The following is a 25,152-nucleotide window of genomic DNA, read 5'->3' on the forward strand; positions in this document are numbered from 1 at the left end:
GTGTTGAGATGTCAGGAATCGAACCTGAACCCTTCGCCTTATGAGAGCGATGCTCTACCAAATTAAGCTACATCTCACTATGCTTTGTTGAGATATTAGGACTTGAACCTAAACCTATCATCGTATCAGGATGATGCTCTACCAATTAAGCTATATCTCAATATGTTGAGGCAATAGGATTCGAACCTATGACTTTCACGATGTAAGCGTGACGCTCTTCCACTGAGCTATACCTCAATTTGTACTCCGTAAGATTCCGAGTATGCCTCGGACCAACCCTTAATTCCAAATAGAAATGAGTTTACGAATTCAACGAATCCTATTTCTCAAAATCATCTGGCCTGAGTTAAAGTGTGGCCGTCTTAACCATTTGACCAACGGAGCCATTTGCGGTTCATACGAGAATCGAACTCGTATCTCCCGAGAGACAGTCGGGAAGGATAACCATTACCCCAATGAACCAGTTTTGTACATCTACTAAGATTTGAATTTAGACTCAGAGATTAGAAATGCTTTAGCATTCACGAACTCCGAAATTTCAAATAAATAACACGTGAGCTAAACTTCTTCTGCTATCCCTTACACCATAGATGCATGTTGTGGAAGTGGCAGGACTCGAACCTACAAGCTCATAAGAGACCAGATTTACAGTCTGGCAAGCCAACCAATTGCTCAACACTTCCTTTATTTGAGACAAGGATGAGATTCGAACTCATAAATAACGGATTTGCAATCCGTCGCCTTAACCATTCGGCCACCTTGTCCTAGCGATATTGGAAGGATTCGAACCTACAACTTCAGACTTAACAGGTCTTTGCTCTGCCATTGAGCTACAATATCATTTGCGGAGAGTAGAGGAATCGAACCTCCACCGCCTCTGGTGCGGCCTTGTTTAGCAGACAAGTGCAACAAACCAATATTTGCCTACTCTCCATTAATTACTTTCGTCTGAGAGACAGGATTCGAACCTGCAACCTCTCGCTTCCAAAGCGAGTAAACCAACCATCGTTATCCTCTCAGTTTTGCGGAAGGAGTGGGAGTCGAACCCACACGAGTCATTAACTCCGAACACTTTTACCTCCCATTCATTATTTTATATTTCGGTCTCGATGAATTCACAAGCTCATTTCAAGAGTGTGGCCACCGCCTATTGGCTTGTCCTTCCATTATAGTTGACGCAGTGAGAGTCGAACTCACATCACCTCGATTAAAAGTCGAGTGCTTTAGCCAATTAAGCTACACGTCACTATTTTTTTCAGTAAACACCATAAAAAAAGCGCCTCGTTTTACGGAAGGCGCTTTCTTTAAATCTATAAACACATCAACTCATGTATCTATTACCTTCCTATTAAATTTTATAAATCTTTCATCACAACTATATGCGACCATGTTATATTTCGGCGAGCGAAACCAGAGATTTTTTTGAATTATATGTTGTAAATAATTTTGCATTATTATTTTAAATAATTTGATGGTGCAAATATGAAAACGTTTTTTGAATTACACAAGAAAAAATTCAATTTAATTTACTGACAATCAATAAGTTATATTTTAATTTAGACAATATAAACCCTGTCCGTTTTTTACGGATAATCGGTATTTTTCACAATAGTCTGTCTCCCTGCTGTTTATCAATTACTTGTTATTTTTATGCTAGCTTAACTTTTCATCTTATTTTTAAAAAAAAATTCATAAAAAAAGCGTCCAATATTTTTATTGGACGCTTGTATTACTATTTATAAGTGTATTATTATTTCAAAATTTATTCTTTAAATAGATACATGACGCCCTTTTTATACAGTGACATTACATTTAATGATCCTCTATAATCACATTCACTAAAGCGTGATTTCGGTTGAATATGTATCTGTTTTATTCTCATTTTGTTGTACAAATATGCTATTTTAATTTTAAAACGCAAATATTTAATATATCTACGCATTGTTTTTACGCAGTACAATTATTTCTTTTTCTTCTTTTTACTTTTTTTAGCTTTCTTAGGCACTTTTTTATTTTTATCTAACTTCATCTTCTTTTCTACACGCTTTTGTTCATCAATCATAAAATCATAATAATGATCATTATAACAATGTTTCTTTGCTTCTTTTAAATATTTTAAACAGGTTTTGTAGTTTCCTAGTGTTTCCTCTATGTAAGAAGACAGCCAGTTTATTTCAGCTTTACTTATCGTTTCTATAGTTTGCGAAAAGTCTACTAACTTTTTGGCTCTATCTGCTTTATTATACCAAATAAGATATTTGATATACATATAGTAAACATTTTCGTAATTGGTATCTATAGCAATAACTTTATCAAAACATTCAAATGCCTTCTCTGGCATTGATAAATGTTTTGCATAGATCTCTCCCAATAGGCAAAGTGAAGCACAATGATTTTCGTCATACGAAAGGGCATAGTTTAAAGCTTCACAGACTTCTTCCCAATCACTACAAAACCCACTTGTTGCTGCTTTTGCTTTTAAATAGTAACTGTCTGCTAATGTTAATCTCATTTTTGTTGTCTTAAATTATTCTTTGATTCTTGTCTTTTAGGTTTATAACTTTTAGTCTTTTTCTGTGTTTTAAAATCTGTTCCTGTAAAAACACGTACTGGGTTCCCTCTTTCTAAACTCAGGTGGTTTTCCCATTTATTCTGAACTGATGCTTTTAATTGTTCATTATGATATTCGGCTACTTTCTCTTGTAATCGTTTTAAAGCGATTTTTCTATTTTGATGCTGAGACCTACTGTCCATTACCAAAACCTGTATGCCCGTTTTTGTATGTGTTGCTCTAATGGCTGAACTCACTTTATTGACATGTTGTCCTCCTGGTCCTGAACTGCGAATAGCTTGAAATTTAATATCAGATTCTTTCAAGTTTGTTTGTTCTGTTTCTTCAATTTCATAAATTCCTATAAACCAATTCTTTCTCTTATGAAATTTTCTGAAAGATGATTTCCCTATCCATTGTATAGTTCCTAACCAATTGCTTAAAAAGGATTCCAATGCTTTTCCTTCTAATTGAATAGTTGCAGATTGTAGCGTTCCGTTTTCAGTACCAAGTTCTCTTTGTAAAAGCGTATATTCTATCTTCGCCTTTTTTATCTCTTCAATGAAATACTTTAAAATTTGAGCCACAACCCAACAACATTCAACAGGTCCTCTTCCTGATGTTATTTGTATAATCTTCGTTTTCATTATTTATCCATTCTCACAATCTTTGGTGTAAATGTTCCTAATACTTCTACCAATTCTTGTTGATTATTCATTACTTTTTTAATGTCTTTATAAGCCATTGGTGCTTCATCCACACCTCCTCCAATAAGGGTAACATCATTCATTTTTAATTGCTTTTTCATATCACTTTTAGTGAATTTCTCTTTACACTTTCTTCGTGAATGCAAACGCCCTGCTCCATGAGAAGCTGAGTTTAAACTCTCAGTACTTCCCAAACCTCTAACAATAAATCCTGGAGCAGTCATCGACCCAGGTATAATACCTAATTCACCAAGTGAAGCGGGTGTAGCTCCTTTACGATGTGCAATGCATTCTTTTCCGTTTACCGTCTCTTTCCAAGCAAAATTGTGATGATTCTCAATCTTTGCAACTGCTTTAGACCCTAACAACTTACCTATGCGATAATGAATATCATCATGACAAGCCTTAGCGTAATCGCCCGCTAAATTCATTGCCAACCAATATTCTTGCCCATCATGCGTGTTTAAATCTAACCATGCTAAATGTTGAACATTTTTAGGTAACGGACATTGTTTCGTTGCCAAATAGGTATAATGTTTTGCAATGTTTGCTCCTAATCCTCTTGAGCCACTATGTGATAACATACCTATGTAATCTCCAGGTTTAAGCTGCCATTGATTGTCTGTCTCGGTTATGGAAACGACTCCAAACTCTACAAAATGATTTCCTCCTCCTGAGGTTCCTAATTGTTTAAAAGCTTTAACCTTCAATCTTTTAAGCATAGGAATATCATTAAATTCTTGTCTTTCAAAAATCTCATGATCATGTTTTTTATCATGTGTTTCATACATTCCAAATTTGGTGTGATCAGACAAAATATTTTCCAGTTGATGCTGTTTTCCTTTTAGGTAAGATGCTTTCACTGGGTAGATCGTTAAACACATTCTACAACCAATATCTACACCAACGCCATAAGGGATTACGGCATTTTCTGTTGCTAAAACACCTCCTATCGGTAATCCATAACCTGTGTGTGCATCTGGCATTAAAGCGCCTGCAACGGCTATTGGTAATTTTAAAGCATCATATAGCTGATATTTTGCTTGTTCATCAATTTCATTCTCTCCATAAATAGTAAAAGGTGCTCTCGTATTTTTTAGTTGATGGAACTTAACCTCCACAGGTTTTACCAAACCTTCAGCTACTTTTCCCCAAATGGCGTTGCCCTGAAATTTTTCAGGATTAAGCAATACTTCTTTTGCTTCTTCCAATATGCGTTCTTTCTTTTCTCTTTTTCGGTATCGATTGATTTGCCCTAAAGCAATATTGATACTGTTATTCTTAGGGAAGCCTAATTTTATTAAGTCTTTCCCTCTTAGTTTATTTCCCATGATATGTTTTCGTTTAGAATATCCTCAATAGCATATTTTTTAAGACTTTTGAGGGCTTTTTCTATTTGTAATCGTTCTTTTTCACGTTCTTCTATATCCCAGTAATTTCTCCAGTTATATTGTTTTTGGTCTGCTTCGTAATACCCACTTTTTAAAAGCTGTTGTTCTAACAAAGCTGACTCACTTTCTAATAATGGGTCAATCCGTCTTGAATGTGTTATATAGGCTCTGGTGTATTTAATTCTATAAGTCCCTTTTGGAATCCTTATATAAAATCTAAGCTTTAGTTTTTTGTGTTCGTTTCTATAATAAAATGGTGTACACATACACTGTGCTTTAAAACTTAGCTTGTTAAATTGCCTTTTACTTATAGTTGGGAAATCTTTATAAATAAGATGCTTTGAGGTTTGTTGTTCCCACTTTTTTTGTGCTTCTGCTTTTGTTCTACCCCAAAAGAATTTTTCAATCTTACCATACACTTCCAAAATAGTTGCTTTGTTTTTGTAGCGTTCTACTTTGTGAGTAATTGCTATTTCTTTAAACCAACCATGACGAATAGGTTTCTTCAACTCTATATAACCCAATCCTTGCATTTCCTTCCAGACTTCAGAACGCCTTTTCCAAATGCGACGCACTTCTTTCTCTCTCTTTTCTTTGATATGCTTTGATTTCAATTATCATATTTTAATCTTTACTATTGATCTCGTGAACATTTAAGTATGACCAAAATATGGCGTACAAAAAAGTCCGAAACGTTTTGGCTTCGGACTCTTTTAATATGATAGATGAAATTCTATGTAATAGGAAAGTAGTCTCGAAGCGTATGCACAATAGAACCTCGTTCTTTTTGCATGGTATTATGTAATTTGATAAATAACATTGTTGCTTCTTTTTAAATTGTTTGTGCTTTATTGCGATGCAAACCTATAACGCTTTTTTAAATTATGCAAGAAAAAATAATATTTATTTATTTGAAAACCAGTAAGTTATTCTGTTTTTAGACAGTAGAATCCCTGTCCGTATTATACAGATAATAGCTATTTTTTATAACTATTTGTTAGGCTGATATTTAGCTTTAAACTCACATTTTTCAAATCAGAAAAAAAATTATAAAAAAAGCGTCCAAGAAATTGGACGCTTTTTAGATTTTATATCTTTTTAAAGTTTTTTCGCTATGTCATATACAATAGAAATAGCTTTTCAGCATCCTTTTTATGTTTAATTAATATACTATTCATAGATCTAAACTTTGTTTTGTTTGTAATTCTTGAGTGCAAATATGCAAAACTATTATTTAATTTCCTCTAATTCTTCATTTAAAAGTATCCGAATCAACTTTGAAAGAGCTTTGGAAACTTCCAAAACTAAAGTAGTCAGCTCTAACCAACTTCCAATCTTAACATGAGAATCATCTTTCGACATATAATAAAATGTCCTTTTAAAATTTTCATTTTCTTCTTGTCCAACTATCATATTAAGATGATGTTGAAAACTAAAATGTACATATCCAGATGTACGGTCATAAACATTAATTATCCAAGGATAATCTGTCGATAATGATTCAACAAGGTAACTATCGTACATCTTTTTATCATTCTTATCCTTTAAATCTTTGATCTTTTTTCCAGATAATACTTCGATAGCTATATTGTTCGGGTTATCACATAAACTAAATGCATGTAATCTAATAAGATTATCAAGATACATCCTAGATAAAGGAGCTGCGCAAGTAAAATTCTTATTCTCAATAAGAACTTTAATCCCTTCCATCGTTGATAAAGCTCTTTTTAAAGCACTCATAACGCACAACTTTAAATCCTTTTGTTTTTCATTTTCAAATAAACGAAGTATTACTTTAGAGATGTTAAAAAAATGCTCTTGATAATCACCTATTTTCTTTAAGTGCAAATCTAATTGGTTCTTTAATTCCATTGATTAAGATCTTTTCTTTTAATTTATTTAGTGTTTCTATTTTCATTGTGATTTTCTAATATAGAATAAGCGATAGCTATTTTGTTTAACTCCATTTTATCTTTGGTTTTAAAATATAACTGTTCTACCTTTTTAACAATCTTTTTACTGGCATATATATTTAGTAGTTCTTTATCTACTTTCCAGTAACAATCGTTAAAAACTTCATCAACAATTTTTTGAAGTAATATTTTTGAATCTGAATTCTGTAATATTTCAGTTAACCTTTCATAATTATTATAAATCAGATTTAATGAGATAGAATCATCTATTATTTCGAAATCTTTGTCCAAAGCATTTATTAATAAAGCTTCGAAGAACGATTTTAAAGCCACTATTTCTTCTGTATTCCAGTTTAACCACTCACTATAGTTTAATTTTTCATATGTTAAAAAATCATCAACCACATCTGAGTTATCAACTATTAACTCTAAAATTCTAGGTAGAAAATGTTTATAATCTTCGACTCCTCCAAAAGTAGTTATTGCTGAAGCCATAAAATGATTTAAATCATTTGCGCTTAATTCTTTCAATGGTTTTGAAAGTAATAATTTTATCTCTTCATCAGAAACACAGCATTCACAACTTCTATATCTTAAGTTCCCCCTAATGATATAGCCAGAGAATACTGTGTATAAATTATCTATTGATTCTTTTAAATTCATTTTAATTATCTTCTTCCCTTTTTCCAAGGCGCATTTTTCTTCCAATCGCCTGCCATAATACACCCATAAGGTAATACTTCATCAATAACTTTTCCAAGACCAAATTCATTCATTTGGTTTCTTACAGTTTCAGCATTTTTATAAGCACTTGGTAATTCTGTAATATCGATCTCTTCAGAGAAAAACCTAATATCTAAACCTTCGGTTTCTTCATTAAAAATTTCTTGGATAGTTCCTGTTTTACTTTTTCTATGTTGAGTTCTACTCACATTTCTTCCAGCTCCATGAGGCGCAAAACCTAAATTGTTATTTGTAGTTTCACCTTCCACAATTAAAACTGGCTCAGACATATTTAAAGGAATCAATCTTGGTCCTGTAATATCTGGCATAAATTTTTTGTCTAATGGTGTAGCACCCTTTGCATGGTAAAATAAATCTCCATCTTTGAATACAAAGTTATGTTCGTTCCAAAATCTATTTTCTTTTTCAATCCCTAACTTTTCTAAAGTTGCATCATGAAGACATTCATGATTTTTCTTTGTCCATTTTCTAATGATTTGTAATGCTTCCCAATACTGTTTTCCTTCTTCTGTCTCAAAAGGAATCCAAGCATTTTGTTTTAAGGTATCTGGTGATAACTCTTTTCTATAGCGTTCTGCTACTTTCATCCCTTTAGAATACAAATTAGCTCCAAAACCTCTGCTGCCATGATGTGTAACCATCATCGTATTTCCTGTATTTTTAGATTTACCAATAAACAAGAAATGATTTCCATCTCCTTGAGTCCCTAAATGCGATCTCGCAGCAGAAATACATTTTTGGTCATTTAAGAAATAGTTTGCTTCTATCTCGGCTAATAAATCCATTGGGAAACGAAACTGAGTATTTCTATCTCTTCCTCCTGGTCCAAAATGTGTAATACTATGAGCAGCATCTAAAACAGCTTTAGGGTCTGCTTTTCCAAAATCAGTAAGCATTACCGAACAACAAATATCTGCACTATGCATGCCTGGATGAATCGCATTTTTAGCAACTACAACACCTCCAACAGGAATCGTTCCTGTTGAGCCTGTAGGACAAGCATCTGGCATAATAGCACCATCAACTAGAGTTGGTGTTTTCATTAATACTTTCATTGTTTCAACAACCGAATTTACGTTTGATTCTTCTAATTTGTTTTCCGCTTTAATATTTATTGAGAAAGACACTAATTCTTTATGTAATTCTATTGGGTCAGGAGACTTAAATTGCTCTAAATAATTCTTTAAAGCTTCTCCTTCTAATTGATTTTCATTAATATGATCTAAAGCTTTTTTAAACCATTTTCCTGATCTAAATCCCATTTCAATTAATGTATGTCCTGTAATGTTTGTTCTATTTTCCATTTCTAATTCATTTTAAACTCCGTCGACTCCTCGTTCGACGGAGCATTTCTTTCAAGCCTTTTAAAAAGACTTATTTATAATTCCAATACAAATATTCCATCTATGTGCGCAATGTTTTTGCGTAGGTTAAAATATTCCGTATTTTTCAATAAAATTATATTCATGGCTTTAAATAAAAACGCATTAATACGCTATAAAACGATAGATAAATGTTTACAAAACAATTATAGACAATGGACGCTAAATGATTTAATTGCAGCTTGCTCTGACGTCCTATATGAGTATGAGGGAAGGGAAGTTAATGTTAGTAAACGCACTGTGCAATTAGATATTCATATGATGCGTAGCGATAAACTAGGTTATAACGCACCTATAGTTGTCTATGATAAGAAATTTTATAAATATGAGGATGAAGATTACTCTATAACTGACATACCTCTGAACGAAAATGATATGAATATCCTTTCGGAAACTGTTGAGATGCTGAAACAGTTTAAAGATTTTTCTTTGTTCTCAGAACTAGGAGGCATTATACAGCGTTTAGAGGATAAGGTTTATACTGAAAAGACACACCAGTCCGCCATCATTCATTTAGATAAGAATGAAAAATTAAAAGGCTTAGAACATTTAGATGTCTTATACCAAGCCATCATCAAAAAGATGGTTCTGAGAATTAAATACCAGTCGTTTAAAGCTCGTCAAGCTTCTGAGATTGTTTGTCATCCTTTTATCCTAAAAGAGTTTAATAACCGTTGGTTTTTAGTCGGTAAAACTTCTGCAAAAAAACCTGTTTTGACTTTTGCTCTTGATAGAATTATAGAAATCGACTACGACATCTCTATTCCTTATTTAGATGAGAATTTTAATGGAGATACATTTTACAAAGACGTTATTGGAGTAACGGTTTCAAATATACGTGCGGAACGCATCCAGTTTAGAGTAGATAGGTACAATGCGCCTTATGTAATAACGAAGCCTTTTCATAATTCACAGAGAATTATAAAAAAGACAGATGATGGTGTTATCTTCAATATTTTTGTACAAATAAACTTTGAACTAGAACGTATGCTCTTAGGGTTTGGAGACTCTATTGAAGTTTTAAAACCTAAACGCCTTAGAGAACGCATGCAACAAAAACTGGAAAAGGCAGTAAGTTTTTATAAATAAGGAATTTGTGTAATGTTTTAAAAATTAGACTACAGCACACTATCACGTGTCATTTATTTTTTATAATACACTTAGAAACAAAAAAGCCTTATAGTAACTAAAAGGTCTTGTCCTATTATTTCACATAAATTTGTTAGATTAGTAGAGTGTTAGCGTGTAAGTGTTTTTTAATAGAAATATCGAACAACTTCTTCTAAGACTAATTATCTAAATCAATATTAATGACAACACTTATAATAAAAGATGAAACTGCTTCGGGCAATATTCTAAATGAAATACGAATTAAAGTAGAAAACGAAAGAACTACATTAAAAGATATTATTACAGCTCGTGTATTAACAGAAGTACAGGTATATAATAGTTCTAAACCTGAGTATTTTAAAGGATTGATTCAACCAAGTGATACCGAGAAAACATTAAACGGATTTCGAGTTAAAAAAAGAAAATCCATAGATGGAGAGCAGCAAGTTTATGTTGCTCTTGATGCATTTATGCGTAATGGCTTTTTTGTAATTGTAGATGATGAGCAAATTACAGATTACGATCAGGAAATTCTTGTTAGTTCAGAAACAAAAATTAGTTTCTTAAAATTGACTCCTTTAGTTGGAGGTTGAGAAGATGAACGATTTTTTTAAAAAAATATTTGGTCACCAAGCTAAAGAAACTCAAAGAGCAACATCAATAAATAGTGAAGTACAATTATTTCTGAATGAATTTATCAATGAAGCTATTAATACAAAAGAAGGCTATTCAATAAAGCTAAGTGGTCTGGAACATTATAAAGTTCTGAAGTCCAAATCTGAAGTCTTTAAAAAGGATATTATTCATCTTCTAATTTACTATAAAAACATTGGATATCAAGGTATCAATAATATATGGGCTAAAGAATCATATTTTGTAAAAGATGTGTTTTCAAAATTATTAAGCTTATTAATGCGTTCATCAGACTTAACCTTTGATGAAAATGAATTATTGCAGTTCAGTAAAGAGCTGACAGCTAAGAAGAAAGATTATTTTTACACCTCGCAATGGCCAATTATTCCGTTTCTAAGTAGAGTTGAGAAAATAGTACAAAAAAATGGGCTTACTCCAAAATTAAAACAGTCCCTTAACGATATTCAAAAATTAATTTCAAATCAAGGATATATTTATGCTGATGAAACTAAAGCCTTAAATAAAATTAAGCTCATTAAAGAAGGCCCAAAACAGTTTTCGGTGAGTGGCAGGGATAAGTTAGGAAAAGCTATTTTAGATACTACAAAAGCATTTAAAGGTGAAAAGCAAGATGCATTTATTTCATTATTAAACCATTTTTCAAAAGGAAGAGAAAAAAGTGCGCCAACAAATGTTTGGTTAAAAGATGTTCAAACCCAAATTGAAGTAATTGGGAGAAAATTCTTGATAACAAGTTTCATATCATGGATTGGGTTAATAATACAGTTGTTAAAGGAGATTCACAAAGATAAATCTTATGAATTTACATTTGCGTCCGATGAAAATATTCAATTGTTGCGTTCAGCTATTTGGATGAGTTCCTTGTTGAATGATGATAATTTAAACCAAGCAGTTGAAGATTTAGGACTATGGAGTTTTAAAAAGTTGCCTGGTCATGGGGCGGTTAGTGTTAAGTTGGGCAATGCTTGTATTTATGCATTTTCCAAATTGCCATATAAAGATGGGGTTTCAAGATTGACAAAGTTTAGAATGAAGATTAAATACCCTTCAGTCCAATCATTAATTACTAAGGCAATTGTTAGAGTTGCGGAGGCAGAAGGCAAGACAATGGACGAAATAGAGGAGCTTGCTGTTCAAGATTTTAAATTAAATGATGATTATCAATTAATAAAGAAATTTGATTCTTATAAAGGGATAATAACAATTATAGACAGTAGCACAGTAACCTTGTTATGGGAAAATGAAAAAGGAAAACAAATAAAAACAATTCCTAAATATGTAAGAGATAATTTCCTAGCAGAATTAAGGATATTTAAAAAACACGTAAAGGATATTCAATCTAATCTTAGCGCACAAAGAAATAGGATAGAAAAAATATTTCTAAGTAAGCGAAAATGGACTTATTCACAATGGGAAGAACTATACCTAGAAAATAAATTGTTAGCCTTTTTTGGGACTAAACTTATCTGGAACTTTACTGTAAGTAATAAAACGATAAGTGCCATTTTTCATAAAGGAAAGTTTGTAAATACTCAAGGAGAGATAAATATTGATTATAAGAAATCCATAGTAGAATTATGGCATCCTGTTACCGCCTCCGTGAAAGAAGTAGAATTATGGAGAGCATGGTTACTTGAGAACCAAGTAAAGCAACCATTTAAGCAAGCTCATCGAGAAGTGTATATAGTCACAGACGCTGAAAAGGCAACAAATTCTTATTCTAATAGGTATGCAGCACATATTATTAGACAACATATTTTTAATGCTTTGTGTAGAGAAAGAGGGTGGCGTTATCAACTTCAAGGGCAATGGGATTCGCATAATATTCCAACTTTATATATTCCCTCGTGGAAGTATAGAATAGAGTTTTGGACTGATACCGAAGGTGTTTATGATTCAGCCAATGACATGGGGATATTTAATTATTTACAAACTGATCAAGTTCGCTTTTACGACGAGAATAATCAAGTAAATATGATTGATGTACCAGCAATAGTTTTTTCTGAAGCTATGCGAGATGTTGATTTGTTTGTTGGAGTTACAAGTATTGGTGCTGATCCTAATTGGCGAGATGGTGGAGAAGAAAGGTATCATGGCTATTGGTCAAGTTTTTCTTTTGGAGAACTAGCTACGAGTGGTTTAGAGCGAAAAGCTTTGCTTGAAAACCTAATACCAAAGCTTCAAATAAAAGAACAATGCAGCTTTGAAGGAAATTTTCTTGTTGTAATAGGTAAACTAAGAATATATAAAATTCATATGGGCAGTGGTAATATTTTAATGAAACCCAATGATCAATATTTGTGTATTGTAGCAGATAGAAAAAAAGAGGCAAATGTGTTTCTGCCATTTGAAGGAGATTCAACATTATCTACCATATTAAGTAAAGCATTTATGTTGGCAAATGATGATAAGATTAAGGATAAGACAATAACAAGTCAAATTAAAAGATATTAAACTTAAATATTGAGTAAATGAAAAAAATATTAGTTCTTTTTTTTGGGATTTTCTTTAGTTATTATCTAGCAGTGTCTCAAGGCCAAAAGGAACATTGGGAATCTTATATAGCATCTTATGAAGGTGGGAAACCTGGTTCTACAACAGTAAGAATGGATTTAGTTAATTCAGTTCCGCTTTCAGGGTTCAATTACGTTTTAGTCACTGGAATAACTTATGAAAGTAAAAGAGAAGATGGTTTTCCAAAAGGAGACGAAACATTTAACCTATTGCATAAAATTGGTAATCAATTAGAAACAGTTCTTAATAAAAGTGTAGAGAATATTTTAGTTGGTTCTTTTATGCACAATTTTGAAAGATTAGAATACTTCTACTTAAAATCTGACAAGGGTATTAAAGAAAAAATTGAACAATTTTATAAAACTAACTATCCAAATAAAAAGCGTTATTTAAACATTAAAGAAGACAAAAATTGGGAATATTATACTCAGTTTCTTTACCCTAATGAAGAAACTATTAATTATATGGAAGATCAAAAAGTTTTAGAAGCTCTAAAAAATGCTGGTGATAATTTGACTAAAGCAAGAAGAATTGACCATTGGACTTATTTCTCAGACGAAGCTAGTTTGGAGTTATTTAAAAATGAAGTGGTAAGACAAGGATTCAAAATTGAATCTTCAGGTAAGATTGAAGATGAAAATATGCCTTACAGGTTGCGTTTCCATAGAGTTGATAATGTAGATATTGATTCTATTTATCCTGTTACAGCATCATTGCGTAAAATGGCAATAAAATACAAAGGAGATTATGACGGTTGGGAAACTTCTGTTGAAACTGATTAAACTAAAAAACAAGACTTGAAAAGACTTAAAATAATACTTGGTTTTCTTTTGCTCTACGGTACAGGAAAAGAATACGTAAATGCTAGTAGGCAGTTAGGCTCTTTATATGATATTGGAATTATTATTCCAATAGTACTTCTCTTATTTCTGTGTACTTGGTTGATAGGAAGTGGGTTTTCAAAAACCAAACTTAAATTTAAGACCTTAAAATTTTTAAAGTATTTTGGATTCTCATTCTTAATTTTCGTCATAGTAGCATTTTTCAGTTTAATGTCTTATGTGATACCAACTAATTTTAAAACAATAAATGGTGTTAAAATTCCAATAAATAAATGTATTGATGGCAGCGTCAGAATGATACCCAAAGAAAATGAAAGAGAAGATTATTGTATTTGTTTGGCAGAGAAAATAACTAGTGATTCTCAATTAAAGGAAAAGTATATAAAAGACCTTGAAATGGGTGAGTTTGATAAAATCATTAAAGATTTAAATGATACTGATAAAATTATTGAATTAGGAATAGAGAGTTGTTTTACTTCTCTTGAGATGCAATGGACTAATACCCTTGCAAACTCAATGAAAAGAAATTGGAAAAAGCAATTTGAAGGTACAGAGTTTGAAGAAAGTAATGATGTAGATAAATACTGCGACTGCCTTATTGAAGAATATAGAAAATTTCCATTGACAAAAATTATGGAAGTTGGATTTAACGAAAGTGAAGAAGCGATGGCAATTGATGAAAAGTGTACTAAAGAATCTTTCAGAAATGAATAAATGAAACAAATTCTAAGAGCCACAATACGTCCAATTTTTATTGGTTTTCTGTTTTACCTTTTTGTTTTATTGGCAAATAATTCAGGATTTATCGCCGAAGACTTAATTCGTACATGGACTACTTTAATAGCAGGAGTTCTTTTTTTATATTTAATTGCTTTTGCAGCTATAAAAGACAGGAAAAGTTTTGGTATAGCTACTATTGGTTTTAGCATAGCACATCTTTTATTCAGTATTGGAATGCCAGTTTTTATGATTATAAATGAGGTGTTTTTTGTTGACCACTCTAAAAAACCTCCACGCTCATTATTAGAAAAGGATAATATTCAAATTATAGTAGATTTTAAAAAATGTCATAAAATAAGATATGGAACATTTATATTAGCATATGATACCATTATACGATATTCTGAAAACAATAAAGATTATGAAATTGTTAAAACCTTTGACTCACAAACTACAAATAGAATAAAATGGTTAGATAGTTGTTCTTATGTACGATTTAATGAGGATAATGGTTTGACATCAGAATATCTCAGACTAGGAAATTTTAAAGGTGGAACTCATGATATTTATTCCAAACCTACGAATTTACACAAGTTGTCCGATGAAAAAATTGAAATGGCTAGTGAGCTTAAAAACTAATATTTGTTATCTATTATAATCGCAATGAATTCTTTTGTAATCTTCATTTTTATTATTTGTGGAATTTCAATCCTATTTTGTTTATATATAATGTTTAAACCCAGAACAAAGAAAGAAAAAGAATATGACAGAAAGCTTAAAGAAAGTTTAAAAGATGAATATATAATTGACCCAGAAACAGGTGCTAGAATAACTTTAGAACAGGCTGAATCTGGACATTGGATAGCCCATGATAATGAATTTAAAACGATTCCAGAATCAGAATTGGATAAATTGCCTACTGAAGGAGCAAAACAAGCTGAAATAGCTTTAAATTATTTAAGAGAGAGTAAAGACTACAGGAAAACTAAATTCTCAAAAGAGCAACTCAGTATTTTAGAAGAAATAAAGACTTTAAGTAATTATGATGATTGGTCATATTCAGATTTATATAGATTTGAAGGAGGAGTTGTTTTTCTTCCTTCTGTTGAGTTAAACATTGCTGGTCATTATAGAGAGTCTCATTTAATGTTTTGGGTGAAAATAAATGACATATCTGGACATTACTTTTTTAGAGAGAAATCATCATCAGAAAAAATATTTGACCTCATTAGAAATGATGATGAAATTAAATCAGATCTTTATGAATGTTTTACCATTAAAAAAAGTCATAACATTATACAGATTAAACGAATTCTAGAGAGTTTTGAAAAAGAAAAAGGGTTAGAAATTGAAATCATTAATAATAATTTATTTATTAAGACACTTAAGCTTGTCTCTTTAGATGATGTTATTAGAGTTGAACAAATATTAAATAACTTGAACCCTTAGTCCCCTTATTAAAATTATGAAAACTAAAAATTACAATTACGTTTCAATTATAATTATAGGTCTTGTTATAGCTTTAATAGGTTTTTTAGTTTCAAAATTCACATACAGTCCAGATGCAGAATTTTGGGCTGACATTGGTCTAATAATAAGTGAATTTACTGGATTTATTATGCTAATTCGCAATGGTACTTTTATCCGAACTAAATATTTCAGAATATTCAAAGGAGTATTTGCAATTATAATTATTGGTGCATTGTCTAAAATAATGCATTGGCAATACAATAATGTAATTATGATTATTGGTTTTGTATTGGCTGTATTAGTTTATTTTTTTAGTTTTCTTAACAAGCCGATAAAAAAAAGGCTTGATTACTTAAAATTAATATGGGTTATTGTTGCGTATTCTGGGGCTATTCTTCGATTTTTGCATGTTATTAATGATGAGTATCAAATAATGTCAAGTGCTATTATGTGGCTTGCAATCATTGATTACATGAAAATAGAAAGAGGAAAAAGAAGATTATTTGAATAAACTAATCAAGGTATAGTCACATCAAAATTAGAAGGATCTATTTTTTACACAAAAAAAGGTTATGAGTTTATAATTTTTCAAAATAAAACATTATTCAAACCGAGAATATAAAATTGAAGCCCATCACTCTTAACGTATTATTTTAAAACATACTAAAGTTAGTTAGTAATCTAATAGGTACAGTTTTTGTGTATAAAAAAGAAGCAATTATTTACCCTTCATTATGAAAAGCATATCAGCATTCTTATTTGTTTTATTCCTTCCACTATTAGTGGCATGCCAAGAACCAAATGTAGATTCAAAAATCAGTAAATCTACTCAGCGAATTGTAAAAAAGATCGAAAAAGTTAATGAGTTAATGGGTTCGGCAGTTTACTATGGCGGAATCAGACCTAAACAATATGATAATTTCTCTCAATTAAGAAAAACAGCAAATAAGAAGGAGTTGATACTATTGACAAGCCATAAAAATGCTGTTGTTAGATGTTATGCTTTTTGGGCATTATCCTATGATAATACTGCTAAACTTTTTCCTATTATATTAGATCATTTAAATGATGATGAGCTTGTTAGCACCCAATTTGGGTGCACAGGAAGTCAAGAAAAAGTAGGCGACTTTTTTATAAGTATAGCTACTCCACATCATGTGGATCTTAATTCGGCTAAATTAAGCGAAAAGGAGTTCAAGGAATTAGATAGTATTCTTATCTATAAAAAGAACAACTTACAAGCTAAATCTAGGGCAATTGAAAGAATAGAAACAACTAATTCTCACTATAAGAAAATTAAGAACCTTTTCATTGAAGATAAGGATCAAAGTGCGTTAGTAAAACTTGCTAAATATAATAAAGAAGAAGATGTCGAGTTAATTTTAAATAATAAAGTTGATTATGATTCAGATGAAAATGGTTTTTTTCATACCTATAAAGCCATTAGCCATTTTCCACATCCTAAATTTTTACCATTACTAGAAGTAAACTTAAAAAAGACGTTAGATAATTCTCATTTTAGTAATGAATGGTCACAATTATACAGAGCTATTGCCAGTTATAAAAATGAAAAAACAAGAATTCTTTTAGAAGTTCCATTTACACAAGTTGAACACAAAAGCATAAGAAAGTATCATTTAAACTTTGTTTTTGCCGCTTTAAATGAGTTCAAATCTACTTATTATGACGAATTACTCTGGAAGCTTTGGAAAGAAGAAAAAAGAATTTCACCTAACATCTATAACTATTTAAACAATATAGATTCTGAAAGAGCATTTGTTTTGACCAAAGAGACACTAAAAGAACCCAATAATATATCTATCCTAGATTATGGATATGATGAATTTGAATCTTCACTGAGTCTTTCTGAAATTATGCTTGATTTAATTCTTCAAAAAGAGAAAGAGTTCGGCTATCAATTAATTCATGATAATATCAAAAAGTCTAATGTACACAATTTCCCTTTATATGCAAATAAAGCAGCAGAGTTAAGGCGTCAAATGTTTATTCAGCCATTACTAGATATTCTTCATAAAGAATGGAATGCTCATATTTATTTAGCTGCAACAAAAGCCTTAATTAAATATGGACGCAAAGATATTAACCAAAAAATAATTGAAGCTAAATCTATAAACCCAAAACTTACTCAAGATTGGGGAGGAGAAGCTTTTGATAAATTACTTAAAGAACATAGAATAAAATAAGAGTAATTAATACTTTTTAGCTTCAATAAATTGTTTGTTTTCTTTACTGTAAAAGTTCTAATTTATTCGTTCCGATGCCAAGTTTGATTTCAGTTTGTAGTAACGAAATTACAACGCCCCGTTTAGGCTAAAAGCAGTAATTATTTTCGTCATGTTAGTCGCTAGTTTTTTACTTTTTTTTCACCCGTAATTTTTCAACTTCCTCCAGTGATAGCCCAGTTGATTCAGAAATTGTTTGTTCGTCAATTCCTTTTCTTTTCAGTTCTTTTGCAATCTCAATTTTTTCATTCCGTTTTGCAATTTCAGTAGCCTCTTTCTTGATCCTCTTTTCCAACACATATTTAGGAACATATTTTGTGCTTTTTTTTAATTCGCCTAGAAGACCTGTGTCTGAAAAACTCAAATAGCTTTTAGTTGAAATAATCAAATGATCAATTACTTCAGTATTAACAATTATCCCTACTTGAATTAATTTGTCCGAAACATCTTTGTCAGCCTCAGAAGGTTTTAACTCCCCACTAGGATGGTTATGGCATAGAATTATTTTTACAGCTCTCTTTTGTAACGCAAAGCTGAAGACTTCCATAGGCTCTGCAAATGTTTTATTTACAGTTCCTAAACTAATGAGTTCGATAAAAAGAATTCGATTATTGTTTTCTAGGCCAATAACCCAAAAGTGTTCCCTGTTTTGGTCAATTTTGTTTTCTCGAAGTAAAATCTTTTGCATAATTCCGTATATGTCATCGGAATTCAGGATTTTAATTTTTTCTTCTTCTGTCAGTTTTATGTCCATAACGTAAATGTAAGACTTTTTTCAAAATCGAAGATGTGTTTTTTGGCTTGTGCTTAACGTTTTATACATTGTGTACTTGTTTTTTTAATCACAATATGCAATCATTTACTTCTAATACTTTACAATCTTATTATTTAAGACTTCAAAAAAGGTTATACAAGTAACTAAATGGTTCTCTTGAATTATCTGAAGAATGACATGCTAAAATAGAAGAGTACTATTCCAAACAATCAAAAGAGCAGAAGAAGATATTAAAGGGAAAAGATTATTGAAGAATATTTTTCAAAGATAAAATTGTATTTAAAAATAAATTTTATTGTAAAAAACAATAATCTGGAATTGTGTTTATGGGTAATTAATTTAAAATCTTATTCCATTTTTTTGAGAATCAACCTGAGTCTTTAAAAAGTTATTAAGAGCTTTAAGCAAATTGATTTCCTTCTTAAGCGAATCAATTTCATTTTGAAGTTCCTCCTCTCGATATGAATTTATTTTTAATTCCCCGTAAGCATTTTGATAGGTGCTTAATATACTTGCTGCCCATTTTGAGAGTGAAACATTATTTGATGAAGCTATTTTATTATACCTCATTTTTTCAAATGCAGTTACTTTTAAGGAAACCGTCATTGTTCGTGAATTTATATCTTTCATTGGATTGACATTATGTATACTTTAGGTAAACCTTTGGTTTACTTAAGGTATATTTGATTATTATTTTTTAAAATATATGTAATTATGTCGCATAATTAAATCAAATATATGTGTTTTGTTCATTATTTAAAAATTTATAGTATATTAGTTGCATTAATTTAACCTTATGAAAGCAACAGAAATACTAGAATTAGGCGATATTGTTTATGACCAGCGAGATATTAGCCCAGCACAACTCGATGTAACTTCCAGACAAATTAATTATTGGATTGATGAAGCTATTGTTCCTTTTGTTCAAAAACAGCAAACTACAGACACTATTGAATCTAAAACTGATGTAGAAAAAACCAAAACAAAATGGATTCGTTTAAATCTTGCGCAGGCCGTTTGGGTTTCAATAGTAAAGGAGCTTTTTCAGTTTAAAGTTTCTTCAGAAACACTAAAAGAATTAGCTAAAAAAGTATGGCAGGATCCCAGAGAAAAAAAGCATGCCGATAAAGTATTCAAATATCATATCGATAAAAACCCTAATGGTTTGCTCAAAGAAGAGATTATAAAACTAAAAAACCATATAGAAGACGAGCTTTTAATGGAGCATCATTTTAGGACTATTATAAATCCATTTACTGATATGATAAAGTCGGCTATTGAAAGAACTAGTCTCCCTTATGCGATGCTTTGCGTTCCTGAAACCAACGACTATGATTTCCGTTATGGAGATAATAGCTTAATTATTGATTTGGCAAGTGTTTATCTTCAGAAACCGATGATTAGTTTACCATTAACGCCAATAATAGCCAAAGTGCTTTCTGTAGATTTTGATAATAGAAAGAAAAAAGATTTAAACTACTTATCTAACGTAGAGAGACAAATAAGAGATATTGTCGTTTTTAAAAGACCAAAAATTGTCGAAATTGCTTTTGAGAATAATGATATAAAACCCATAATTATTACAGAACAACATAAAAGCAGAGAACAACTAGCCCAATATATTCTAGAGAATAAAATAGCAAAAGACGCAAAGCTTCTTATTGATATTAGATCTCAAGACAATTACAAAATAACCTTAATTAAAAAATAACATCATGAAAATAAATGTAGCACATAATCAGTCCCTGAAAACACAGCCTGGTTTTATCCCTAACAAAGATGGACCAGAAATCAAATTGGTTTGCAAAGGCTAAAAACATTTTAAATAATCAAAACCCAAGCCCATATTCAGATAATGAAGTAAATGAGATTATACAGTTATTGGAAATATTTACAGATGTACTTTTCAATAACATAATTCAAAATAAATAAGACCATGAAAAATGTAATACTATATGTTAGAGTATCTACAGATGAACAAGCAGACAAAGGGTTTTCCCTAAGAGATCAGGAACAGAAATTATTGAATTATTGTAATCTTAATAATATGAATGTACTGATGATTTTTAAAGACGATCATTCAGCCAAAACATTTAATAGGCCTGAATTCAAAAGGCTAGTTCAATATGTAAAAACTAATAAATCTAAGATTGATCAACTCTTATTTACTAAATGGGATCGTTTTTCAAGGAATACAACCGAATCCTATAATAAGATTAAAGACTTTAACGAATTTGGAATCATTGTCAATGCCATTGAACAACCTTTAGACTTATCAATTCCTGAACAGGGTTTGATGCTAGCGGTGTACTTATCGATGCCAGAAGTTGAAAACCATCGACGTTCCTTAAATGTCATAGCTGGAATGCGACGTGCTTTTAAGGAAGGGCGTTATGTTGTTTCACCACCTAAAGGGTACGATATGGGTCGAGATAATCAAAACAAACCCATATTAATTCCTAATAATGATGCCAGATTTATTAAAGAAGGTTTTGAACTACTAAGCGCTGGCTTGTATTCTCAGAAAGAAGTACTCCAAAAACTAAAAGGCAAGGGGTTCAAGACCAGTAAATCTGCATTTGGACGCATCATCAGAAACCCTATATATCATGGGGATATTCATTTAAAAGCTTTTAAAGATGAACCTAAACAAATTATTAAAGGTATTCATGAATCTTTGATTTCTAAAACCATCTTTGATAAGGTTCAATATTATATTGATGGAGGTAAAAAGCAATATAAAGTCGCCCATAAAAAAGTGAATGCAAAGTTTCCTTTGAAAGATTTCGTTTTATGTCCGAGTTGTCACAAACCCCTTAAAGCTAGTAGTTCAAAAGGTAGAAATCAATACTACTCTTACTATCATTGCGCTAAACCATGTAATACCAGATATCGAACTGAGGATATTGAAAATTGGTTTAATAATTTTCTTGGAGGAATTACATTGAATGTAAATGCTCGAAAGCTGTTATTTAAAATGATTGAAAGGCGATTTAAGGAGCAAACTAAATCAAAAAAACTCAGTCCAAAACATTATCAAGAAATAGATTCATTAGAGCAAAAGCTTGCCAAGTTACAGGATCTTTATCTTGATGGTGAATTTGATAGTACAGAATATCGAAACGCCAAAGAACGCTATTCTAAGAAACTGAACCAACTCCGAGAAAAACAGGACAATTTGAAAGAGTCAAACAAGGTTTTATCTATTTATAAAAATGGCTTAGAGAAACTTCAAAATTTCGATAACCAGTTTATTAATAGTGACATAGAGCATAAAAGAAAACTCTTGGGTTCAATCTTTCCCGAAAAATTCCAATTTGTGAATCATAAGGTTCGAACCGAAGACATCAATCCTATACTTTTAAAAATTGCTAGTATTAATAAGGGATTGAAAGGAAATAAAAAAAGGGACAAATCAAATAATTCTGATTTGTCCCATGAAGTACTCAAGGTGGGAATCGAACCCACACTCCCGAAGGAACTGGATTTTGAATCCAGCGCGTCTACCAATTCCGCCACTTGAGCATTTAGGACAGCAAAAGTATATATTTTTTCGATATTAAACATAAAAATATTACTCAATATACTTTTTAGGTTAAAATAAATGTATAAATTTGCACCTCGTTTAAAATAAGGCACTGTATTAGTGCTGCAAAACAACAAGTTAACTATGCCAATTGTAAAGACCGAAGCTAAAATTTTTGCATGCACACAAAGTAAAGTTCTTGGAGAAAAAATAGCTAAGGCGTTTGGTGCAGATTTAGGTAATGTAATTACTTCCACTTATAGTGATGGAGAATTTCAGCCATCATATGAAGAATCTATTCGTGGGACTAGAATTTTTATTATTGGTTCTACAAATCCAGGTCCTGAAAACTTAATGGAAATGTTGTTGATGATCGATGCCGCTAAGCGTGCTTCAGCAAGGCACATTACTGCAGTATTACCGTATTTTGGATGGGCAAGACAGGATAGAAAGGATAAACCTCGTGTACCAATTGCAGCAAAATTAGTTGCTAAAATGTTAGAAGCAGCAGGAGCAACTCGTATTATTACAATGGATTTGCATGCCGATCAAATACAAGGTTTTTTTGAAAGACCAGTAGATCATTTATTTGCATCTACTATTTTTCTACCTTATTTAAAAAGTTTGAACTTAGATAATTTAACCATTGCGTCTCCAGATATGGGAGGTTCTAAAAGAGCTTATGCTTATTCTAAAGCATTGACAAGTGATGTGGTTATTTGTTACAAGCAGCGAGCCAAGGCTAATATAATTTCGCATATGGAATTAATTGGTGACGTTACTGGCAAAAATGTTGTATTAGTTGATGATATGGTAGATACTGCTGGGACATTAACCAAGGCGGCAGATTTAATGATGGAACGAGGAGCTTTAAGTGTTAGAGCAATTTGTACGCATCCAATATTATCAGGAAAAGCTTATGAGAATTTAGAAAACTCAAAATTAGAAGAACTTATAGTAACAGATTCTATACCTTTATCGCAAAAGAGCGATAAAATAAAAGTTTTAAGTTGTGCAGACTTGTTTGCAGAGGTTATGGAGAAAGTTCATAACAACCAATCTATCAGTTCAAAATTTGTAATGTAATCCTTTCCACCCTCCAAAAGGGATGGAGTGTTAGATAAGAATAATTATTAATATATAAATAGAAAATGAAATCAATTACAATCAACGGATCTCAAAGAGAAAGCGTGGGCAAAAAAGCGACAAAAGCCTTACGTAATGCTGGTCAGGTTCCTTGCGTATTATACGGAGGAGATAAGCCAGTTCATTTCGCAGCAGCAGAATTAGCATTCTCTAAACTTGTATACACACCAAATGCGCATACAGTTGTGATTGCTCTAGACAATGGAGAAACTTTAAATGCAGTACTTCAAGACATTCAATTTCATCCGGTTACAGATAGAATTTTACATGTAGACTTTTATCAATTATTTGAAGATAAAGAAATAGCTTTAAATATTCCGGTACAATTAGTAGGAAACTCAAAAGGTGTTAAAAATGGTGGTGTTTTAAGAAGAAACAACAGAAAACTACGTATTAAAGCACTTCCAGTAAACTTACCAGATTTTATTGAAGTAGATATTACCCCTTTAAAAATCGGCGATAAAGTTGCTGTAGGGGATTTATTAAATGACAAGTATACATTTTTACACACAGACAACACTGTAGTATGTCAAATTAAGACTTCTAGAGTTGCCGTTGAAGACGAGGAAGATGAAGAAGAAGAAGGAGTAGCTGAAGGAGCAGAAGCACCAGCAGCAGAAGGAGCAGAAGCACCAGCGACTCAAGAATAGAGATATATTCTTAACTTAAATATTAAAAGCATCCTGATTATTCAGGATGCTTTTTTATTTTTACAGAAACATAATAAGAATGTATCGATTTTTATTCAAACTATTTAAAAGAAAAAAGGAAAAAGAAGAACAAGATATAATGAAGAAGTATTTAATAGTTGGCTTGGGAAATATTGGAGAAAAATATACAAACACACGCCACAATATAGGCTTTAAAATATTAGATTATTTTGCTAGTAAAGAAGCTTTAACATTCGAAACTCAAAAGCTAGGAGATATTACTACATACAAATTAAAAGGAAGGACATTTATTTTTTTAAAGCCCAATACTTATATGAATTTAAGTGGCAAAGCTATTCTATATTGGTTAACGAAAGAAAAGATTCCTTTAGAAAATTTATTAGTTATTACGGATGATTTAAATCTGCCTTTCGGAAGTATTCGATTAAAAGCTAAGGGAAGTGACGGAGGACATAACGGATTAAAGGATACTCAAGATAAATTAAATACAACTAAATACAATCGTTATAGATTTGGAATTAGTGATGCTTTTAATAAAGGGAGGCAAGTTGATTATGTTTTAGGAGAATGGACTGAAGAGGAATCAGATAAACTCAAGGAGCGTTTAGACAAGTCGGTTGAACTTATAAAAACCTTTGCTCTAGCAGGAATGAATATTGCTATGAATACATTTAATGGTAAATAAAAAGAGGGTGTCTAAAAGTCCAATTTTTGTCTGTTCGAGCCTTTCGTCTGCCCTCAAGACAGGCTAAGTCGAGAATTAAAACGTCTCATTAAGTATGAAGGTTTCGAC

General features: G+C 31.4%; 23 protein-coding genes, 11 tRNA genes and 1 pseudogene. 15 read left to right on the plus strand and 20 right to left on the minus strand.

Annotation, left to right across the window (positions count from 1 at the left end; genetic code table 11):
• Nucleotides 1-3 precede the first annotated feature (3 nt).
• From Q4Q39_RS06870 to Q4Q39_RS06950, 17 genes are all read right to left on the minus strand, one after another.
• Nucleotides 4-77, minus strand: a tRNA-Met gene (locus tag Q4Q39_RS06870).
• 10 nt (nt 78-87) lie between these two features.
• Nucleotides 88-160, minus strand: a tRNA-Ile gene (locus tag Q4Q39_RS06875).
• A gap of 5 nt (nt 161-165) precedes the next feature.
• Nucleotides 166-237, minus strand: a tRNA-Val gene (locus Q4Q39_RS06880).
• 153 nt (nt 238-390) lie between these two features.
• A tRNA-Asp gene (locus Q4Q39_RS06885) sits at nt 391-462 on the minus strand.
• A 138-nt stretch (nt 463-600) separates the two neighbouring features.
• A tRNA-Tyr gene (locus Q4Q39_RS06890) sits at nt 601-683 on the minus strand.
• 8 nt (nt 684-691) lie between these two features.
• A tRNA-Cys gene (locus tag Q4Q39_RS06895) sits at nt 692-764 on the minus strand.
• A 4-nt stretch (nt 765-768) separates the two neighbouring features.
• Nucleotides 769-840, minus strand: a tRNA-Asn gene (locus tag Q4Q39_RS06900).
• A 5-nt stretch (nt 841-845) separates the two neighbouring features.
• Nucleotides 846-933: transfer RNA gene (locus Q4Q39_RS06905), tRNA-Ser, on the minus strand.
• A gap of 14 nt (nt 934-947) precedes the next feature.
• A tRNA-Pro gene (locus Q4Q39_RS06910) sits at nt 948-1,020 on the minus strand.
• 152 nt (nt 1,021-1,172) lie between these two features.
• Nucleotides 1,173-1,246: transfer RNA gene (locus Q4Q39_RS06915), tRNA-Lys, on the minus strand.
• A gap of 714 nt (nt 1,247-1,960) precedes the next feature.
• On the minus strand, nt 1,961-2,512 hold the full coding sequence (locus Q4Q39_RS06920; RefSeq protein ID WP_303281670.1) for a tetratricopeptide repeat protein: 552 nt from the start codon (nt 2,510-2,512) through the stop codon (nt 1,961-1,963).
• Nucleotides 2,509-3,198: a peptide chain release factor H gene (gene prfH / locus Q4Q39_RS06925; protein WP_303281671.1), complete on the minus strand. Its 690-nt coding sequence runs from the start codon at nt 3,196-3,198 to the stop codon at nt 2,509-2,511. The genes Q4Q39_RS06920 and prfH overlap by 4 nt, the downstream gene beginning before the upstream one ends.
• Entirely contained in the window at nt 3,198-4,589 is a 1,392-nt protein-coding gene (locus tag Q4Q39_RS06930; protein ID WP_303281672.1) for an RtcB family protein, read from the minus strand. The genes prfH and Q4Q39_RS06930 overlap by 1 nt, the downstream gene beginning before the upstream one ends.
• Complete coding sequence (locus tag Q4Q39_RS06935) at nt 4,574-5,263, minus strand: hypothetical protein (RefSeq protein ID WP_303281673.1); 690 nt, start codon at nt 5,261-5,263, stop codon at nt 4,574-4,576. Before Q4Q39_RS06935 ends, Q4Q39_RS06930 begins: the two co-directional genes overlap by 16 nt.
• Before the next feature lie 616 nt (nt 5,264-5,879).
• The gene (locus Q4Q39_RS06940; RefSeq protein WP_303281674.1) at nt 5,880-6,521 is read right to left on the minus strand and encodes a hypothetical protein; all 642 of its coding nucleotides are present in this window, start codon (nt 6,519-6,521) and stop codon (nt 5,880-5,882) included.
• Between the two features lie 23 nt (nt 6,522-6,544).
• Nucleotides 6,545-7,225: a hypothetical protein gene (locus Q4Q39_RS06945; protein WP_303281675.1), complete on the minus strand. Its 681-nt coding sequence runs from the start codon at nt 7,223-7,225 to the stop codon at nt 6,545-6,547.
• 5 nt (nt 7,226-7,230) lie between these two features.
• Entirely contained in the window at nt 7,231-8,610 is a 1,380-nt protein-coding gene (locus Q4Q39_RS06950) for an RtcB family protein (protein WP_303281676.1), read from the minus strand.
• A gap of 162 nt (nt 8,611-8,772) precedes the next feature.
• Here Q4Q39_RS06950 and Q4Q39_RS06955 point away from each other — a divergent pair, with 162 nt between their 5' ends.
• From Q4Q39_RS06955 to Q4Q39_RS06995, 9 genes are all read left to right on the plus strand, one after another.
• On the plus strand, nt 8,773-9,777 hold the full coding sequence (locus tag Q4Q39_RS06955; protein WP_303281677.1) for a helix-turn-helix transcriptional regulator: 1,005 nt from the start codon (nt 8,773-8,775) through the stop codon (nt 9,775-9,777).
• A gap of 221 nt (nt 9,778-9,998) precedes the next feature.
• Nucleotides 9,999-10,391: a hypothetical protein gene (locus Q4Q39_RS06960; protein WP_303281678.1), complete on the plus strand. Its 393-nt coding sequence runs from the start codon at nt 9,999-10,001 to the stop codon at nt 10,389-10,391.
• A 4-nt stretch (nt 10,392-10,395) separates the two neighbouring features.
• A complete protein-coding gene (locus tag Q4Q39_RS06965; RefSeq protein WP_303281679.1) occupies nt 10,396-12,906 on the plus strand; it encodes a DUF4132 domain-containing protein in 2,511 nt (836 codons plus the stop codon).
• A 17-nt stretch (nt 12,907-12,923) separates the two neighbouring features.
• A complete protein-coding gene (locus Q4Q39_RS06970; RefSeq protein WP_303281680.1) occupies nt 12,924-13,748 on the plus strand; it encodes a DUF695 domain-containing protein in 825 nt (274 codons plus the stop codon).
• 15 nt (nt 13,749-13,763) lie between these two features.
• A complete protein-coding gene (locus Q4Q39_RS06975) occupies nt 13,764-14,522 on the plus strand; it encodes a hypothetical protein (protein ID WP_303281681.1) in 759 nt (252 codons plus the stop codon).
• Entirely contained in the window at nt 14,523-15,167 is a 645-nt protein-coding gene (locus tag Q4Q39_RS06980) for a hypothetical protein (RefSeq protein ID WP_303281682.1), read from the plus strand.
• A 90-nt stretch (nt 15,168-15,257) separates the two neighbouring features.
• Nucleotides 15,258-15,977: a hypothetical protein gene (locus Q4Q39_RS06985; RefSeq protein ID WP_303281683.1), complete on the plus strand. Its 720-nt coding sequence runs from the start codon at nt 15,258-15,260 to the stop codon at nt 15,975-15,977.
• A 16-nt stretch (nt 15,978-15,993) separates the two neighbouring features.
• Complete coding sequence (locus tag Q4Q39_RS06990) at nt 15,994-16,509, plus strand: GldL-related protein (protein WP_303281684.1); 516 nt, start codon at nt 15,994-15,996, stop codon at nt 16,507-16,509.
• 223 nt (nt 16,510-16,732) lie between these two features.
• On the plus strand, nt 16,733-18,202 hold the full coding sequence (locus Q4Q39_RS06995; protein WP_303281685.1) for a hypothetical protein: 1,470 nt from the start codon (nt 16,733-16,735) through the stop codon (nt 18,200-18,202).
• Between the two features lie 169 nt (nt 18,203-18,371).
• Here the strand turns inward: Q4Q39_RS06995 and Q4Q39_RS07000 are convergent, their stop codons facing one another.
• Both Q4Q39_RS07000 and Q4Q39_RS07005 read right to left on the minus strand, forming a co-directional pair.
• Nucleotides 18,372-18,995 carry a JAB domain-containing protein gene (locus tag Q4Q39_RS07000; protein WP_303281686.1) on the minus strand — a complete coding sequence of 208 codons (624 nt, stop codon included), beginning with the start codon at nt 18,993-18,995 and terminating at the stop codon, nt 18,372-18,374.
• A gap of 360 nt (nt 18,996-19,355) precedes the next feature.
• A complete protein-coding gene (locus Q4Q39_RS07005) occupies nt 19,356-19,646 on the minus strand; it encodes a hypothetical protein (protein WP_303281687.1) in 291 nt (96 codons plus the stop codon).
• Between the two features lie 166 nt (nt 19,647-19,812).
• Between Q4Q39_RS07005 and Q4Q39_RS07010 the strand changes: the two genes are divergently transcribed.
• The 3 genes and pseudogenes from Q4Q39_RS07010 to Q4Q39_RS20605 form a co-directional block, all read left to right on the plus strand.
• Nucleotides 19,813-20,727: a hypothetical protein gene (locus tag Q4Q39_RS07010; protein ID WP_303281688.1), complete on the plus strand. Its 915-nt coding sequence runs from the start codon at nt 19,813-19,815 to the stop codon at nt 20,725-20,727.
• Between the two features lie 68 nt (nt 20,728-20,795).
• Nucleotides 20,796-20,948: a hypothetical protein gene (locus tag Q4Q39_RS07015; protein WP_303281689.1), complete on the plus strand. Its 153-nt coding sequence runs from the start codon at nt 20,796-20,798 to the stop codon at nt 20,946-20,948.
• A gap of 4 nt (nt 20,949-20,952) precedes the next feature.
• Nucleotides 20,953-21,723: pseudogene (locus Q4Q39_RS20605) on the plus strand (recombinase family protein); the annotation flags it as partial.
• A 736-nt stretch (nt 21,724-22,459) separates the two neighbouring features.
• Here the strand turns inward: Q4Q39_RS20605 and Q4Q39_RS07020 are convergent.
• Nucleotides 22,460-22,541: transfer RNA gene (locus Q4Q39_RS07020), tRNA-Leu, on the minus strand.
• Nucleotides 22,542-22,686: 145 nt separating this feature from the next.
• Here Q4Q39_RS07020 and Q4Q39_RS07025 point away from each other — a divergent pair.
• The 3 genes from Q4Q39_RS07025 to pth all read left to right on the plus strand — a co-directional run bounded on the left by Q4Q39_RS07025 (nt 22,687) and on the right by pth (nt 25,044).
• Nucleotides 22,687-23,628 carry a ribose-phosphate pyrophosphokinase gene (locus Q4Q39_RS07025; RefSeq protein ID WP_303281690.1) on the plus strand — a complete coding sequence of 314 codons (942 nt, stop codon included), beginning with the start codon at nt 22,687-22,689 and terminating at the stop codon, nt 23,626-23,628.
• A 65-nt stretch (nt 23,629-23,693) separates the two neighbouring features.
• Nucleotides 23,694-24,338 carry a 50S ribosomal protein L25/general stress protein Ctc gene (locus tag Q4Q39_RS07030; RefSeq protein WP_303281691.1) on the plus strand — a complete coding sequence of 215 codons (645 nt, stop codon included), beginning with the start codon at nt 23,694-23,696 and terminating at the stop codon, nt 24,336-24,338.
• A gap of 79 nt (nt 24,339-24,417) precedes the next feature.
• Nucleotides 24,418-25,044: an aminoacyl-tRNA hydrolase gene (gene pth, locus Q4Q39_RS07035; RefSeq protein WP_303281692.1), complete on the plus strand. Its 627-nt coding sequence runs from the start codon at nt 24,418-24,420 to the stop codon at nt 25,042-25,044.
• Nucleotides 25,045-25,152: the final 108 nt, after the last annotated feature.

Origin of the sequence: Flavivirga amylovorans (assembly GCF_030540875.1) — a bacterium.
Taxonomy (GTDB): Bacteria; Bacteroidota; Bacteroidia; order Flavobacteriales; family Flavobacteriaceae; genus Flavivirga; species Flavivirga amylovorans.

Excerpts from the sequence above, each read along its gene's own strand:
- Q4Q39_RS06985 (WP_303281683.1), top strand. The coding sequence starts at position 15,258 with ATGTTTAAACCCAGAACAAAGAAAGAAAAAGAATATGACAGAAAGCTT.
- pth (WP_303281692.1), top strand. The coding sequence starts at position 24,418 with ATGTATCGATTTTTATTCAAACTATTTAAAAGAAAAAAGGAAAAAGAA.
- Q4Q39_RS06950 (WP_303281676.1), bottom strand. The coding sequence starts at position 8,610 with ATGGAAAATAGAACAAACATTACAGGACATACATTAATTGAAATGGGA.
- Q4Q39_RS07005 (WP_303281687.1), bottom strand. The coding sequence starts at position 19,646 with ATGAAAGATATAAATTCACGAACAATGACGGTTTCCTTAAAAGTAACT.
- Q4Q39_RS06945 (WP_303281675.1), bottom strand. The coding sequence starts at position 7,225 with ATGAATTTAAAAGAATCAATAGATAATTTATACACAGTATTCTCTGGC.
- Q4Q39_RS06930 (WP_303281672.1), bottom strand. The coding sequence starts at position 4,589 with ATGGGAAATAAACTAAGAGGGAAAGACTTAATAAAATTAGGCTTCCCT.
- prfH (WP_303281671.1), bottom strand. The coding sequence starts at position 3,198 with ATGAAAACGAAGATTATACAAATAACATCAGGAAGAGGACCTGTTGAA.
- Q4Q39_RS06965 (WP_303281679.1), top strand. The coding sequence starts at position 10,396 with ATGAACGATTTTTTTAAAAAAATATTTGGTCACCAAGCTAAAGAAACT.
- Q4Q39_RS06990 (WP_303281684.1), top strand. The coding sequence starts at position 15,994 with ATGAAAACTAAAAATTACAATTACGTTTCAATTATAATTATAGGTCTT.
- Q4Q39_RS07000 (WP_303281686.1), bottom strand. The coding sequence starts at position 18,995 with ATGGACATAAAACTGACAGAAGAAGAAAAAATTAAAATCCTGAATTCC.
- Q4Q39_RS06960 (WP_303281678.1), top strand. The coding sequence starts at position 9,999 with ATGACAACACTTATAATAAAAGATGAAACTGCTTCGGGCAATATTCTA.
- Q4Q39_RS07015 (WP_303281689.1), top strand. The coding sequence starts at position 20,796 with ATGGACCAGAAATCAAATTGGTTTGCAAAGGCTAAAAACATTTTAAAT.
- Q4Q39_RS07025 (WP_303281690.1), top strand. The coding sequence starts at position 22,687 with ATGCCAATTGTAAAGACCGAAGCTAAAATTTTTGCATGCACACAAAGT.
- Q4Q39_RS07010 (WP_303281688.1), top strand. The coding sequence starts at position 19,813 with ATGAAAGCAACAGAAATACTAGAATTAGGCGATATTGTTTATGACCAG.
- Q4Q39_RS07030 (WP_303281691.1), top strand. The coding sequence starts at position 23,694 with ATGAAATCAATTACAATCAACGGATCTCAAAGAGAAAGCGTGGGCAAA.
- Q4Q39_RS06920 (WP_303281670.1), bottom strand. The coding sequence starts at position 2,512 with ATGAGATTAACATTAGCAGACAGTTACTATTTAAAAGCAAAAGCAGCA.
- Q4Q39_RS06995 (WP_303281685.1), top strand. The coding sequence starts at position 16,733 with ATGAAAAGCATATCAGCATTCTTATTTGTTTTATTCCTTCCACTATTA.
- Q4Q39_RS06955 (WP_303281677.1), top strand. The coding sequence starts at position 8,773 with ATGGCTTTAAATAAAAACGCATTAATACGCTATAAAACGATAGATAAA.
- Q4Q39_RS06970 (WP_303281680.1), top strand. The coding sequence starts at position 12,924 with ATGAAAAAAATATTAGTTCTTTTTTTTGGGATTTTCTTTAGTTATTAT.
- Q4Q39_RS06940 (WP_303281674.1), bottom strand. The coding sequence starts at position 6,521 with ATGGAATTAAAGAACCAATTAGATTTGCACTTAAAGAAAATAGGTGAT.
- Q4Q39_RS06980 (WP_303281682.1), top strand. The coding sequence starts at position 14,523 with ATGAAACAAATTCTAAGAGCCACAATACGTCCAATTTTTATTGGTTTT.